General features: G+C 36.0%; 17 protein-coding genes. 13 read left to right on the top strand and 4 right to left on the bottom strand.

Features of this window, described 5'->3' with window-relative positions; translation table 11 throughout:
- Positions 1-389: 389 nt before the first annotated feature.
- On the bottom strand, positions 390-1415 hold the full coding sequence (locus tag FJQ98_RS15690) for an S-layer homology domain-containing protein (protein WP_053597342.1): 1026 nt from the start codon (positions 1413-1415) through the stop codon (positions 390-392).
- A gap of 138 nt (positions 1416-1553) precedes the next feature.
- Here FJQ98_RS15690 and FJQ98_RS15685 point away from each other — a divergent pair, with 138 nt between their 5' ends.
- On the top strand, positions 1554-2516 hold the full coding sequence (locus FJQ98_RS15685; protein WP_053597341.1) for a bile acid:sodium symporter family protein: 963 nt from the start codon (positions 1554-1556) through the stop codon (positions 2514-2516).
- A gap of 46 nt (positions 2517-2562) precedes the next feature.
- On the opposite strand, the gene FJQ98_RS15680 is transcribed toward FJQ98_RS15685, so the two are convergent.
- A complete protein-coding gene (locus FJQ98_RS15680) occupies positions 2563-3300 on the bottom strand; it encodes an SDR family NAD(P)-dependent oxidoreductase (protein ID WP_053597340.1) in 738 nt (245 codons plus the stop codon).
- Between the two features lie 161 nt (positions 3301-3461).
- Here FJQ98_RS15680 and FJQ98_RS15675 point away from each other — a divergent pair, with 161 nt between their 5' ends.
- From FJQ98_RS15675 to FJQ98_RS15630, 12 genes are all read left to right on the top strand, one after another.
- On the top strand, positions 3462-4067 hold the full coding sequence (locus FJQ98_RS15675) for a TetR/AcrR family transcriptional regulator (RefSeq protein ID WP_053597339.1): 606 nt from the start codon (positions 3462-3464) through the stop codon (positions 4065-4067).
- Between the two features lie 323 nt (positions 4068-4390).
- Positions 4391-4516 (top strand): hypothetical protein, encoded by a 126-nt coding sequence (locus tag FJQ98_RS27230; RefSeq protein WP_277815992.1) that lies wholly within the window; start codon positions 4391-4393, stop codon positions 4514-4516.
- Positions 4517-4739: 223 nt separating this feature from the next.
- A complete protein-coding gene (locus tag FJQ98_RS15670; protein WP_198926952.1) occupies positions 4740-4895 on the top strand; it encodes a hypothetical protein in 156 nt (51 codons plus the stop codon).
- A gap of 175 nt (positions 4896-5070) precedes the next feature.
- Positions 5071-5985: a metal ABC transporter solute-binding protein, Zn/Mn family gene (locus tag FJQ98_RS15665; protein WP_053597338.1), complete on the top strand. Its 915-nt coding sequence runs from the start codon at positions 5071-5073 to the stop codon at positions 5983-5985.
- A gap of 9 nt (positions 5986-5994) precedes the next feature.
- Positions 5995-6723, top strand: coding sequence for a metal ABC transporter ATP-binding protein (locus tag FJQ98_RS15660; protein WP_053597337.1), 729 nt, complete (start codon positions 5995-5997; stop codon positions 6721-6723).
- Between the two features lie 11 nt (positions 6724-6734).
- Positions 6735-7607 (top strand): metal ABC transporter permease, encoded by an 873-nt coding sequence (locus FJQ98_RS15655; RefSeq protein WP_053597336.1) that lies wholly within the window; start codon positions 6735-6737, stop codon positions 7605-7607.
- Positions 7604-8473: a metal ABC transporter permease gene (locus tag FJQ98_RS15650; RefSeq protein ID WP_053597335.1), complete on the top strand. Its 870-nt coding sequence runs from the start codon at positions 7604-7606 to the stop codon at positions 8471-8473. Before FJQ98_RS15655 ends, FJQ98_RS15650 begins: the two co-directional genes overlap by 4 nt.
- 758 nt (positions 8474-9231) lie before the next feature.
- Positions 9232-9357, top strand: coding sequence for a hypothetical protein (locus FJQ98_RS27225; RefSeq protein WP_277815991.1), 126 nt, complete (start codon positions 9232-9234; stop codon positions 9355-9357).
- A gap of 34 nt (positions 9358-9391) precedes the next feature.
- The gene (locus FJQ98_RS15645) at positions 9392-9952 is read left to right on the top strand and encodes a DUF6241 domain-containing protein (protein ID WP_053597334.1); all 561 of its coding nucleotides are present in this window, start codon (positions 9392-9394) and stop codon (positions 9950-9952) included.
- A gap of 351 nt (positions 9953-10303) precedes the next feature.
- Entirely contained in the window at positions 10304-11491 is a 1188-nt protein-coding gene (locus tag FJQ98_RS15640) for an MFS transporter (protein WP_053597333.1), read from the top strand.
- 117 nt (positions 11492-11608) lie between these two features.
- A complete protein-coding gene (locus FJQ98_RS15635; RefSeq protein ID WP_198926951.1) occupies positions 11609-11758 on the top strand; it encodes a hypothetical protein in 150 nt (49 codons plus the stop codon).
- Between the two features lie 135 nt (positions 11759-11893).
- Positions 11894-13162, top strand: coding sequence for an MFS transporter (locus FJQ98_RS15630; RefSeq protein WP_053597332.1), 1269 nt, complete (start codon positions 11894-11896; stop codon positions 13160-13162).
- Positions 13163-13382: 220 nt separating this feature from the next.
- Here FJQ98_RS15630 and FJQ98_RS27220 read toward each other — a convergent pair whose 3' ends face one another.
- Both FJQ98_RS27220 and FJQ98_RS15625 read right to left on the bottom strand, forming a co-directional pair.
- A complete protein-coding gene (locus FJQ98_RS27220; protein ID WP_143115084.1) occupies positions 13383-13514 on the bottom strand; it encodes a hypothetical protein in 132 nt (43 codons plus the stop codon).
- 1031 nt (positions 13515-14545) lie between these two features.
- Entirely contained in the window at positions 14546-14668 is a 123-nt protein-coding gene (locus tag FJQ98_RS15625; protein WP_075807376.1) for a YjcZ family sporulation protein, read from the bottom strand.
- Positions 14669-14719 lie beyond the last annotated feature (51 nt).

Here is a 14719-nt window from a genome sequence, read left to right as displayed (position 1 = left end):
ATTAACGGATCCCAATGTTCTACTATCCTAAAACTATTCAACTAATAATTATATCTATAATAAAAACTGTAGAATCCATTTTGATCGATCTTTTTTCAAAATGGGTTCTTTTTGTTTACTGTTAAACATGGTTGTGCAATACTAAACCTTTTTAAGGTACACATAATTGTATCGAAAAACGCATTGTTGTATAGACGGTATTCTTGCATAGTGTTTGAAAGGCAATGACACTAGTTCAAAACAATTTAAAAAAAGTGCGAATGAATTTTTTAATCCATTTCGCACTTTTTAGTTCTTTTCACTATTGAATAGTATTATTGTGATTTATAAAGGTCCATAAGGGTGTTCCTATAAAAGTTTGGAGATTTCCAGTTGGACTTATGGAAAACTTATTGTTTCTTCAAAGTCCCAGAAAAATTAGTACCTTCATCATGCTCTGCACGACAATCAACCTCGGTAATTTTAATCGCATTATTAAGACGTTCAAATTCTAATACACAGCGATTGCCGTTTGAGGATTTGTTCATCACAGCTTTAGTGCTGGAAGTAATCGTTGCTATCCCATCGACATTCCCAGCAGCTGTTCCATCATTGGCAGTAATGAAAATATTAAAGCTTTTGCTTGTTGCGTTGGTAATGTGGGCATCACGGCGATTAAAATCAGTTGCGCCTTTACCCCATTTATAGTAATACGAATAGGTACCTTCCCAAGCACTTTTAGAAGGTGTTGTAAGCTGCATTGTTTTATCTAGCTGATTCTGCCCATTTTTCGCTCGTGTATTTAAAGAAGCATTGCTAGTATTTTCATGAATTGCTTGTGCGTCCTCTGAAATTTCATAAAAATTCCTTTCATCCATACGGTGGAGCATTGTAACAACTTGAGCCCGGGTCATATTGTTTGTAACGCCGAAAAACTTCTGCAAATTACGATTTTCATACTGAGGGTTTTGACCAGTGGAAATGTAATAATGGATTAAAAACTGTATGGATTGGTCTAATCCACTTTTGCCATGAGCTAAATGTGTAATTGCCTGTGCTACAACACCGCGTTTCACACTAGCTGCTCGAATATTGTTATCAAGATATCCATTTAGTGGTACACCATAGCTTGCAAGTCGATTGTAATATTCATCAGACCAGATTGCTGCAGGGGTCTGTTTTTTTAACTCATCAAACGGTGATTCAAGCTCATAAAAATTGGCAAGTAATTTAGCTAATTGTTGCTCTGTAATTGTTGCATTAGGTTTAAATGTACCATCTGCATAGCCATTAACGATATCATATTTCTCTGCCCATATGATGGCTTCATAGGCATAGTGATCTTCTGGTACATCTTTAAAGCCAGCAGCTTGTACGGTGTATCCACTTGTCATAACAAATATGGAAAGCAATAAAGCGCACACTATTTTTCTCATTAGTCTCTTTCATCCTTTCTAGCAAGTTATGTTAATAGTTTGCAGGATATGGATAAAAACTGCAAATTTTTCTAGTGTATTTTACTAGAAAGGAAGCTAAAGAAAACTGTTCTTTAAAGAAAGAAGGAAGAAATAGAAATGGTAAATAATGTTAATAAATACCTCCAAAAATGGATGCCTATTTTAACGCCGCTTAGCTTAGTGATCGGTGTACTGTTAGAGAATGTAGGGCATCAGCTTTTATTTTTAGTGCCGTGGCTGTTTGCTTTTATGACATTTGCAGGTAGTTTGAGTATGAATTTTGAGGGGCTTAAAAGTCTTAAAAAATATCCAATAGTTATCTTAATGGCTATTGCATTTTTACATCTACTAATGCCAATTTGGGCTTATTTTATAGCAACCATCATCTTTCACGATCATTTACTAACAATAGGCTTTGTCTTAGCAGTCGCTGTGCCAACAGGGGTAACGAGTTTTATTTGGGTAAGTATTTGTAGGGGACATCTTGCATTATGTCTTGCAATTATTTTAATTGATACACTCATATCACCCGTTGTTATTCCTGTTTTACTACATTTTCTTGCGGGGCAAACAATCGACATTGATACTGCTGGTCTGATGCTAGATTTACTATGGATGATTGTTGTGCCTTCTCTTGTAGGCGTAGCGTTGAACGAGTTTACTAAAGGTAATATTGCGGTGACACTAGGAAGGAAATTAGCCCCTTTTTCAAAACTAAGCTTGTTTAGCATTGTGATGATTAATAGTAGCGCAATTGCCCCGTATATTAAAAATATTAGCTGGGAACTTGTTAGTGTTATTTTGGTCGTATTTGTACTAGCTGTATCAGGGTATGCGTTATGTTTAGTGCTAGGGCATTTTCTTTGGAAGGATATAAGCATCATTACAATGTTCGTTTTTACAGGAGGGATGCGTAATATTGCTGTAGGGGTTGTTATTGCGACTACATACTTTCCAGCAAAAACAGTCATGCCTGTAGTGTTCGGTATGCTATTTCAGCAAGTTCTAGCCTCGTTTTTTAGCCGAGTAATGGAAAAGTATCAGTTAAAATATGGGGAAGGAACTAGATGTTTGATGTAAAAATATTCGCTATCCTATGGAAGGAAGCGAATATTTTAGGTAGAACTTATTGTGCAGTGTAACCACCATCTACTGTTAATGTGTTTCCTGTCATGAAAGTAGAGTCATCACAAGCCATGAATAGTACAGCTTTTGCCATTTCTTCTGCTTGACCTAAACGCTGCATTGGTGTTAATTGACGTAAAGGTTCTTTACTTTCTTCTGGAATAATTGGTGTGTCGATAAAGCCAGGACATAGGGCATTCACTCGAATACCACGAGTTGCATATTCAAGAGCTAAAGAGCGTGTTAAGTTAATAACCCCACCTTTAGCCGCATTGTAAGCTGCTGAACCAGGAGAACCAACCCAGCCATACATCGATGCAGTGTTAACAATTGCGCCACCATTAGCTTTTAACATTTCTTTGATAGCGGCTTGAGCCATTAAGAACACGCCGTCTAAGTCGACGTTGACTGTATTGCGCCACTCCGCATAAGGTAATTCCTCCGTTGGTGTGACACGACCAATACCTGCATTATTGAAAAGGACATCGACTTTACCAAATGTCTCGATGGTTGTTTTATAAATATTCGCTACTTCTTCTTCATTTGTAACATTAGCTTTTAAGAAAATAGCTTCTGCCCCTGAAGATTTTAATTGTGCCTCGAATTCTTTCCCTTTTCCATCGTTTAAATCTACGAGAACAACTTTTGCGCCCTCTGCTACAAACAATTTAGCAGTTGCTGCACCAATTCCAGATGCACCTCCTGTAATAATCGCCACTTTATCTTGTAACTTCCCCATAAATTACACTCCCTTAAAAATCATTTTCTCTTACACAATGTGCGTATCACTGTGTACTTTTATTGTAAAACGCTACAATAAGGAAACAATCATTAATATAACTGCAAGTGTCTAAGTAGTAGACATAACAAAAGAAAGTGTCTAAAAAGGGGGAAGAAATTTTGACAAAATGGACACAAAGACAGGAAAGAACTCGTCGACATTTTTATGAGGCATTAATTCAGTTAATTAAACAACAAGGCTTCCAATCCATTACGGTAAAACATATTGTAGAACGTGCTGGGTATAATCGCAGCACTTTTTATGTACATTTTCAAGATAAATTTGAGCTTGCTGAAAATTTACTAGACACAATGTTAAGGGGGCTCGAAATAGCGGTAGGGGAGCCTTATCAATTTGGTGAAAAGGTTTATACTACAAAGCTTAGAGCTCCTTCATTTAATATTATTCATTATATTTATAAGAACCGTATATTTTTTGAGTTGTTAAATTTTGATGATACGATTCCTGGATTACATACTAGAATGCCACTAACGATTACTAAAATTTATATGGAGCAATTTAAATTTGAAACAATTAACAATCAGCCTGTCAATATGGAAATGTTTAAGCATTATACGTCTTACGGATTTTATGGTTTGATGATGCAGTGGATTACAAGTGGCTATGAAAAACCAGAAGAGACACTGATTCAAGATATTATTGAGCTTACTAAAACACATATTTATGCATATGAGTATATTGGAAAGCCACATCATGATAAGTAAAGTCAGGTGTGTTGATTAACCATATTTATTAATTAGAAGATGCTGATTTCTATACGGGCTACTCGCTTTGTTGCTGCCGCTACGCTTTCGCACAGATAAAACATTTGTTGCTGCCGCTACGCTTTCGCGCAGAGCAAGGCTTCCTGATGGCGAGCGTCGAGCCGTTTCCTTCGCTACAATTGGACATGCATAAGCAAAATATCAACAAAAAATGGTCGATGATAACCTCATATTTTCCTAATCACATGCCTGAAATAAAGCATTGATTAATAATGATTCTCATTTGTGGTAGATTCGTTACAAAGAAGGTGAGGCGCTAAATTATGATGCAATTTCATCAAGTAAAAATAGCACAATATGAGGTATCTATTATGCTACCTTCAGAATATGATGAAGATAAGCCATATTATGTTATTGATATGCAGGATGGGGGAGATATTGTCTATTAAAAATTATACAAAGAAATTAAATTTGAGCGTAAACACCAGCATTTTTTGTACTACAAAATGCTGGTGTTTTTGTGCTAGGCGAAAGTAATAGGAGTACCAAATTTTCTTGGTGAAAAAAACTTTTTTATAAGAAAAATTCATAAAAGAGTTGAATTATTTTCATATTAAGCATATATTTTTCCTAAGGGAAACAAAATATCATTCAAGAAAGAAGAGTGAATGAATGAAAGAGTTGGATGATTTGAAGCTGACGATTCTTCCGTTAATTATTTTACTGATTCTTATACTTTTGTGGAAACTGACAGAGTCTGTTGGAGTAGCGATGATGATAATTGTTTTCTGGATAGGCTGGCGCTGGCTTGTTAGAAAATCAATGTAAATTAAGGCTGTGTTGATACTAAGGCTACTTGAGCGGGCATAACAAACAGAAAACTCCTAACGAAGCGTTGCGAGGAAGCGACCGTTATAGCCCGCGAAAAAATGTCTGACGAGTAATATTTAAAATCAACGATAACAACGCCTTAAATATAAAGAGAAAGAAGAGGTATGAAAGCATGAAAAGATTTTTAGGTGTACTTGTTTTATCACTATCACTCTTGCTTTTCGGTTGTTCTGCTGAAACAGAAGGTGAAAAGGAAGGAGTAGTTGTCGCAACAACTGGGCAAATTGCGGATGCCATTAAAGAAATTAGTGGCGACCATTTAAAGGTAACTGCCTTGATGGGGCCGGGAGTAGATCCCCATTTATACAAAGCGACTCAAAGTGATTTATCGAAATTGGATAAGGCAGAGGTTATTTTTTATAACGGGTTACATTTAGAGGGGCAAATGCTTGATATTTTTGAGCAGATGTCAAAAAGCAAAACAGTGCTTGCTGTTGGAGAAAAACTAGATAAAAAGGATCTACTTGCTAGTGATGATGATGCTATGCTACATGATCCACACATTTGGTTTGATATTGAGCTTTGGAAAGGGGTTGTTCAGGCAATTGGAGACAAGCTTCAAGAAGAATACCCTCAATTTAAAGACGACTTTGCAACAAATGAAGAAGCTTACTTGAAAAAATTAGATGAATTAAAAACATCTGCGAAGGACCGAGTAAATGAAATCCAAGAAAAGCAGCGTATTTTAGTAACAGCCCATGATGCGTTCAATTATTTTGGTAGAAGCCAAGGATTTGAAGTGCGTGGCTTACAGGGGCTAAGTACAGATTCAGAATATGGTGTGAAAGATGTGCAGGAAATGGTGGATTTTTTAGTGGCAAACAAAATTAAAGCCATTTTTATAGAATCAAGTGTCTCCGATAAAGCAATGAAAGCTGTTATTGAAGGTGCGAAAGAAAAAGGTCACGACATAGTGATTGGTGGGGAATTATTCTCGGATGCTATGGGTGCTGAGGGAACAACGGAAGGTACATATATCGGTATGTATCAACATAACATCGACACAATCGTCGATGCATTGAAGTAGGTGAGAAAGATGAACGCATTAACAGTTGAAAATTTATCAGTCGCATACGATAAGAAAACGGTATTAGAAAACGCCTGTGTATCGGTCCCTACGGGTCATCTTTCAGCCATTATTGGCCCAAACGGAGCGGGGAAATCTACCTTTTTAAAGGCCATCTTAAATCAGCTACCGAATAAAGTGGGGAAAGTTGAAATTCTTGGGAAAGTCTTTGAACCGAAAAGCTTAGTAGTTGGGTATGTTCCTCAGCGCAATGCTGTAGATTGGGATTTTCCAACAAATGCTCTTGATATAGTTCTGATGGGGCGTTACGGACATACTGGATTATTTAAAAGGCCGTCTAGAAAGGATAAAATTTTAGCACAGCAGGCTCTTGCTAGCGTAGGCATGCAAGACTTTGCTGAGCGCTCTATCGGTCAACTTTCAGGCGGACAACAGCAACGAGTTTTCTTAGCAAGAGCATTAGCCCAAAATGCTGATATTTATTTCTTAGATGAACCTTTTGCAGGGGTGGATGCTGCTACCGAAAAAACGATAATCGATATTTTAAAAGACTTGAAAGCTCAAGGGAAAAGTATTTTTGTCGTGCATCATGACTTACAAACAGTAAAGGAATATTTTGATTATACAATTCTTTTAAATAAAACAATTTTAGCATCAGGCGCAACAGAAGATGTTTTTACACCAGAGCAATTACAAAAAACGTACGGTGGTAAACTATTCATGATGCAAAACGCTTAAGGAGGATGAATATGTTAACTGGTAACTTACTATGGGTATTAGTCGGTACGATGTTACTTGGTATCGCGGCTGGCATAACAGGTACCTTCTCCTTCTTACAAAAGCAAAGTTTAGTAGGCGACGCGGCGGCACATGCTGCATTGCCAGGGATCGCTCTTGCTTTTCTAGTAACAGGGCAAAAAGAATTACCTATATTAATGCTTGGGGCAGGCATCACATCAGCTTTGTCCGTTTATTGCATACAATGGATTGTCTCTTTTTCAAAGATGAAGGCAGATGCAGCAATTGGATTGGTTTTAACTGTATTTTTCGGGATTGGCGTTGTATTTTTAACAGTTGTCAATCGCAGTCCATTAGGAAATCAAAGCGGTCTTAACAATTTTATTTTTGGGAAAGCAGCGACGATGACAAAGGCTGATTTAATGTGGTTGTTTATAAGCGCAACAATTATTATTTTGGTTAGTCTGCTTCTTTATAAAGAATGGAAGCTCTTAATCTTTGACCCTGTTTATGCCAAAGGAATTGGCTTACCGATTGAAGCGTTAAAGGCCACGCTAACCATATTAATAGTGATGACTATTGTTACAGGCATTCAGGCAGTAGGTGTTATTTTAATGTCAGCATTACTAATTATCCCCGCTGCAAGTGCTAAATTATGGACAAACAAATTGAGCTCAATGCTTGTGCTTAGTGCAGCAATTGGTGGTATTTCCGGTATCACAGGAACCTTTATTAGTTCAATACGAACAGGATTATCGACAGGTCCAATTATCGTATTAGTAGCAGCTGCAATATTCTTTATTTCCTATTTTATTAGTCCGGCGGGGCAAATTAATAAATATCGTAGGAAAATGCAGTTTCGAAAGCAAGGTGAGTTGGGATGATTGAATTTTGGGTTGTTTTTACAGGTGTTTTAGTAGGGGTCACATGCGGGATTGCAGGGGTCTTTCTAATTTTGCGTAGAATGTCGATGATCGCAGATGCGATTAGTCATACCGTATTATTTGGTATTGTCATGGCTTATATTATTACACAAACATTAAATGGCTTTTGGATGTTAGTTGGTGCGGCATTCGCAGGAATACTAACGGCCTACCTAGTGCAGTTACTACATTCTTCTGGCATTCAGGAGGACGCTGCAATTGGCGTTGTATTCACTTCCTTGTTTGCCGCAGGTGTGCTACTCATCACATTATTTGCTGGGAATGTACATTTAGATGTTGAGCATGTTTTAATGGGGGAAATTGCATTTGTACCTTGGGACAGATGGACATGGCTATCAATTACAATGCCAAAGGCCGTATGGATGCTATTGTTTGTACTGATGATTAACATTGGGTTCCTTCTATTATTCTTTAAGGAAATGAAGTTAACAACCTTTGACCCAGTTTATGCTGCCTCTATCGGTATTCCAGTTATTTTTCTACATTATGGCTTCATGACAACGATTTCCTTTACAACTGTTGCTGCATTTGATAGTGTCGGCGCAATTTTAGTTGTCGCTATGCTAATAGGACCAGCTGCCACTTCTTATTTAATAAGCAAAACGATTAAACAAATGTTTATGTATAGCATGCTATTTGGTGCTCTGGCATCGGTAATGGGTTATTATTTAGCGAAGCTTTGGGATACGTCCATTGCAGGGATGATGGCAACAACAGTAGGATTAATATTTGTCATTACATTAGTAGGTCAAAAAATAGTCGAGCGCCGCAGAAAATCGCTCGTTAGTAAATTAGAAGCTATGTAAAGAAGAAACATCGTTTGATTTTTAATCAAACGGTGTTTTTTTTTGTAATTAGCTCCTCTAATACAATCTTTCTGTTCTTCTCAAACTGTCTACTTTCTGTATATTTTTGAAAGCAATTCGAGGAGAGATATCATATTTAAAGGTTTGTTGCAGTGTAGTGTCTAGTCAAAACACCCGCGACTTATAAAAATCAAGACTTTGAGCGAGTATCTTTCAAAAGTTCCATACGAAGGGAAGCTGTTCAAAGAACATTATTGTTCAGCAAAACGTTTCAATATATATTTAGGGGATCAATAAAAAGAAGAGAAAATTGAAATGAATAAAACGAAACGATGTTGACTATTATTTGATATATAGATTTAGATATAAAAGATTACACTTGGACGAAAGATTTAACGTGAAGGATATAGTCAGAGATAAACGATTTTGAATTTAACAAATATATTTTATTTAGTAAATTTAACGGCTCAACACCAAAAGTTATGGATGACATTCGTTAAAACGTATGCCATATATATGTAAGTTGATCTTCGTTCCGACTGGGCGACTCCTTGGGGATTAGCGTCACAGATTAGACCCTGGAGCGAGCACATAGGGGAACGAAGGCTAAAAGCATCACGTCCTGTGATAACGCCTTCGTGACCAACATCGTGCTGTTGCTGTCGCTACGCTTTCGCACATACAAAACCCTCTGCTGCCGCTACGTTAGCACTACGCTTTCGCGCAAAAAACATCTGTTGGCCCAAGCGGCTCATCGGATGCCCCCAGGAAGCTTTGCTCTGTGCGAAAGCGAAGCGTCAGCGGCAATGTTTTATCTGTGCGAAAGCGTAGCGGCAGCAACAAAGCGCCCAGTCGGAACGGAAATCAACCACACGTTATGGTGATGTGCCAATTTAACAGTAAAGGGAGGTGCTTCTTATGAAAAAACTTTCTTACACTATTTTAGCCATATTGTTAACTATAATAGTCGGAATTACAACGGTAATTGTGTTCGGTAATGAAAAATCAAATGAAAAGGGTAAAACAGTTGAAGTAACTCCTAATAGTTCTCAACTAGACGGATTGTATCTTGATTTTGATTTAACTACAGAAAAAGTTAACAAAAATCGGCTTTCGAATGAAACAAAATTTGAACAATATCTTCATGCAATGTCACATCAAAAAGTCAAAGCTGAAGATAAATGGGACTTCATGCCTTTAACAAAAAATAATGTTGAAACAATGTTAACAATTTTAGACCATACAAATTACAAGCATGAAAAGAAATATAGAGACATTCTTAATGAATGGAGAAACGATGACTTTTCAAATGCAGTAGATGCACACAATTTTGTTTGGAAAAATCAAGGGGGAACTGTCGGGAAAGCATACGGATTGTTAACGGAAGAGGAAGAACATCATTATATAATAGAATTCTTCGGTCAAACTTATTTTAACGAGCATTCTGACGAAATAATGCAACGTATCTATGGTAAGTAAAAATTTAAAAACGTCCTTTGGTGGGGCGTTTTTTTGTGCGCCCTACGAGCATGTAATCTATAGAATGCAAGTCCGAACCACTAAGGCAGAAGTAGCGTGGAATAAACTCGAATCGCCTATTTCAAACTTTTGCATGATTCTTACATTATAAGAAAATAGTATACTTTTAAAAGCGATTCGAAAAGGAGAGATAACATAATTAAAGGTTTATAATGCCTTAGGAAAAATGATGATGATATAAATATTTTTATAAAGATAAAATATAGAAGAATTGTAATATTTATATGTACGAATATTTATAATTTTGTTACTATGTACTAATTAATATTTGAAACAACAAGGAGATACTGCATGTGGCGTAATCGGAATGTATGGATTATTTTATTAGGTGAATTTGTCGTTGGCCTTGGCTTGTGGGCTGGGATTATAGGGAATCTTGCTTTTATGCAAGAGGTCGTTCCCTCTGACTTTCACAAATCATTAATTATTGCTATTGGTATATTGGCAGGTTTAGTCGTTGGTCCGTTGGCAGGACGTATTATTGACCAGTCAAAGAAAAAAACAGTTGTGCAGCTGGCGAGTGTAGGGCGAATTATAAGTGTGTTATTTATGTTTATGGCACTTTATACAAATTCGGTTATTTGGATGATTCTTTTTTTAATTACGTTGCAAATAGCAGCTGCCTTTTATATGCCTGCTCTACAATCTATCATTCCAATGATTGTCAAGGATAAGGATTTAATTACATTAAATGCTTGGCAAATGAATGCTCGAACGATATCAAGAATTATTGGAACTGCTGCTGCAGGATTCATGTTAAGTTTCTTTGAGCTGAAATGGTTGTACATCATTTCATTTATCGTCTATATGATGATGTTTGTTATTACAAGCTTCCTACAATTAGATGAAACGGCAAATCAGTCGATAACAAATAAGAAAAAGGGCAGCTTTAAAGAGGTATTACCAATGGTGAAGGAGCACCCTGTTGTTTTAATGACACTTGTTTTAATGTTAATTCCAACATTATTTTTAGGCTCCTTTAATTTAGTTATTATGAAAATTTCTGAGATCCATCATTCAACGACGATATCAGGATTATTGTATACAGTTGAGGGCATAGGTTTCATGCTAGGTGCAGCTGGTTTAAAATTCATTACGGAACGAGTGAAAATTGGGACACTGCTCTTTACATTAGCATTTATCATTGGTTCGATGGAGCTAATGCTATTATTATCGGATATTAAATTCTTTGCACTCATGGCGTTTGGAGTGTTTGGTTTTTCAGTAGGCTGTTTTTTCCCAACGACAATGGTGATTTTTCAAAAACAGGTACCAAAAGATTTCCATGGTCGATTTTTCTCATTCCGCAATATGATAGATTCAGTCATTTTTCAGGTCGTTTTATTGTCGACAGGTATGATGTTAGATTTAATTGGTTTAAGTGGAATGGGGCTTGTTTTCGGTATTATTAGCTTAAGCTTAACAATCACTTTTTTACTATATTCAAAGAAAAAGAATGTTGTTATGCATGCACATTGAATAACAGTAAAAAAGGAACTGTCAAATCTGTATACTATTTTTGATAGTTCTACCTTCTTTATGATGTTTTAATGTACTTTTTCACATGGTTATTAAGCAACAATCATGGGATACAGGATGAAAAAGTGTACTTCTCTTTTTTATGAAGTTAAAATGGGTGAAGCTGTAGAATGTGAAAACATTGAACATCCAAGGTTTAATGTTAAAAAAGAAATGAATAAATTTAAAGAGTTAATGGGTGAACTTTTAGCTTGCGGAACATGTTAAAAATTGCGATCTCTTGATAAAACATTTTCCTGTCCAATTTCTACAATGGATGATTGCATTAAAGTTGTAGAATGGGCTGATAAGATGGTTACGTTTTAACCATCTAGATAAATTATAGAAAGAAGGTGTTGATAAGTGTTCGATAAATCACAAGATTCAATTGAGAGTTATATAGAATCACCTGAAAAGCTAAAAAAACTATATAGGCGAGTCTTGCTCATTGTAAGTCTATCACAAATTTTTGGTGGAGCGGGTCTTGCAGCAGGTATTACGGTAGGGGCTCTCTTAGCTCAGCAAATGCTGGGAACGGATGCTTATGCAGGAGTACCGTCCGCTTTATTTACTTTAGGGTCAGCAGGAGCAGCTTTAATTGTAGGGAAACTATCACAACGTTATGGGCGTCGCACTGGTTTATCAACAGGTTTTATTGTCGGTGGACTCGGTGCAATTGGTGTAGTAATTGCTGCTATGATGAATAGTGTCATTTTACTATTTGCTTCTCTACTAATCTATGGCGCAGGGACTGCAACAAATTTACAGGCTCGATATGCAGGTACAGATTTAGCAAATAATAAACAACGAGCAACAGCTATCAGCACTACAATGGTTATGACAACATTCGGTGCCGTTGCAGGGCCAAATTTAGTAGATATTATGGGGGAATTTGCTGTTTCTATTGGTGTACCGGCTCTTGCGGGTCCATTTATCTTATCAGCAACAGCCTTTATCTTAGCGGGTCTTGTCCTTTTTGTTATGTTACGTCCCGATCCATTAGAAATTGCAAAAATGATAGAAGCACACAAACAAGAAAATGAGCATGGAAATAAGACAGAATCCTTAAATAAAAAAGCACTAAATAAAAGAGGTCTTACAGTCGGTGCAACGGTTATGGTACTTACTCAAATTGTAATGGTTGCAATTATGACAATGACACCTGTACATATGAAACATCATGGTCACGGTTTATCGGAGGTTGGAATTGTTATTGGTTTTCATGTAGGTTCAATGTATCTTCCGTCGCTTGTAACAGGTATTCTTGTTGATAAAATCGGACGAACAGTCATGAGTATTGCTTCCGGAGTGACGTTGTTATTTGCTGGTTTATTAGCGGCATTCGCACCGAGTGATTCTATGGTTCTATTAATCATTGCTCTTTCTTTACTTGGATTAGGGTGGAACTTTGGCTTAATTAGTGGTACTACACAAATAGTTGATTCAACTGAACCTTCCACTAGAGCAAAAACGCAAGGGAAAATAGATGTTTTAGTTGCACTAGCAGGAGCTTCTGGTGGTGCGCTCTCAGGCATGGTAGTAGCTAATGCAAGCTATGCAACATTATCTTTAGCTGGAGGTCTATTATCCTTAATTCTTATACCAGTTGTCATTTGGTCTAGAAAAGCTTGAGATAACTTATTGATACTAAAATTTTTAATGGTGTCTAAAATAGTTTCAAAGTAATGCAATTTTTTCAAAACATGTAGTGAAAAATCAAGAATTTAGAGTGAATTTAAATAAAACTTTATTAAAAAACAACTTAATTTAAGGTTCTTTTGTTGGCATTCGGTACTCCGAAATGTAAATCAAAAGAACCTTTTCCTCTTAATAAAAGCAAATAACTATGTAATTAGCTATTTGTTTTATCATCTGCTTCTGTTTGTTTACTTGCCTTAATTACCTTATTATAGGCTGCTATAATTTCCTCGATTGTATATCCAGCTTCAAGTAATTCATTAGTTATTTGTTCTAATTTGTTCATATGTTCATTCCTTGATAATTTTTAAATGTAATTAGTCGTTATAAAATTGTAAGCATTGACAATAATTAAAAATTAAATTATCAGTTTTGGATACAAAAGTACATTTAAAAGACAGCGGATTGGCAATTACGTTTTAAGAATCGAGCTGGTCTTTTTTCATTTACCATTATTTTACGCTTGCTTGAATACAAACGTTTGTTCTTTTGCGATAACAAACAAATATTCTTGTTGGGGGATGGTAGAGGATGAAAGAACGGCTTATGAAAGCGATGAAACGTAATCAAATGTTAAACATAATGTATATATCTAAGAGCGGTGTAATAACAAAAAGGCGGGTAAAAATCATGAAAAATTGTTGATGATTCTTTTCAAGCATTTTGCTTTAAAAGCAAGCTAAACGTACATTTATTATTATTAAGGTTTTAGCCGTTGTTCCAGTTCTTCACAAGAAGAAAACAGTTGTATGATAAAATTTGAATAACAAAGACTTTTACACAAATTCGTTATTCTAGATTTGGCAATACGATCATTACAACGTCAACTATAATATAGTTACTAAACAACAACACTTGAATAGTTTCAAAGTAACCAATGGCGTTATAAATTTGGTTATAAGTGAAATGAAACCATTTCTAAAATCCATTAGATTTTTAGGGGTGAGATAATTTCTTATTGGATATTTATCTTAATTATGAAGATTGTGAAGAAATGTACTTAAACTAACGGCGCAGGTTAGTTGAATAAGAAGGAGTAGAAGGTTACTTTAAAAGATATATCAAAGTGGAATTTTAAATTACATCACTATATTAAGTGAATATCTGAAAGAAAATGTTCAGTAAAGTAGGCAAATAAATGAGGAAAGAAACTATTAAAGGGTCACCCGGTGCTAAGTGACCCTGACCAACAAATCTAGAGGTGTTAGGTTAAATTAGATTTACCCTACTATGATTATGAGCAACGGGAGTTTTAGTGGTTATTAATTGTGATTTTTGTACATTAAGCATCTATGACAATAATAAAATTCGGAAATGTTAATACGAGTTATTCATGAAAGCAGCGCCGACAATAATTAGAAGAATGAATAGTACAATGATTAGAGCGAATGCTGAACCATTGTTGCGACGCTCTTCGCGAAATTCTCCACAGTTTTCCATAAAAATACCTCCTTTCTACAATCTATAATATGTAGAGTTATAAAAATGAGA

Origin of the sequence: Lysinibacillus agricola, from assembly GCF_016638705.1 — a bacterium.
In the GTDB taxonomy this organism is placed as follows: Bacteria; Bacillota; Bacilli; order Bacillales_A; family Planococcaceae; genus Lysinibacillus; species Lysinibacillus agricola.
Note: the sequence above shows the minus strand (reverse complement) of the source record. Positions and strands in the feature narration are given on the sequence as shown.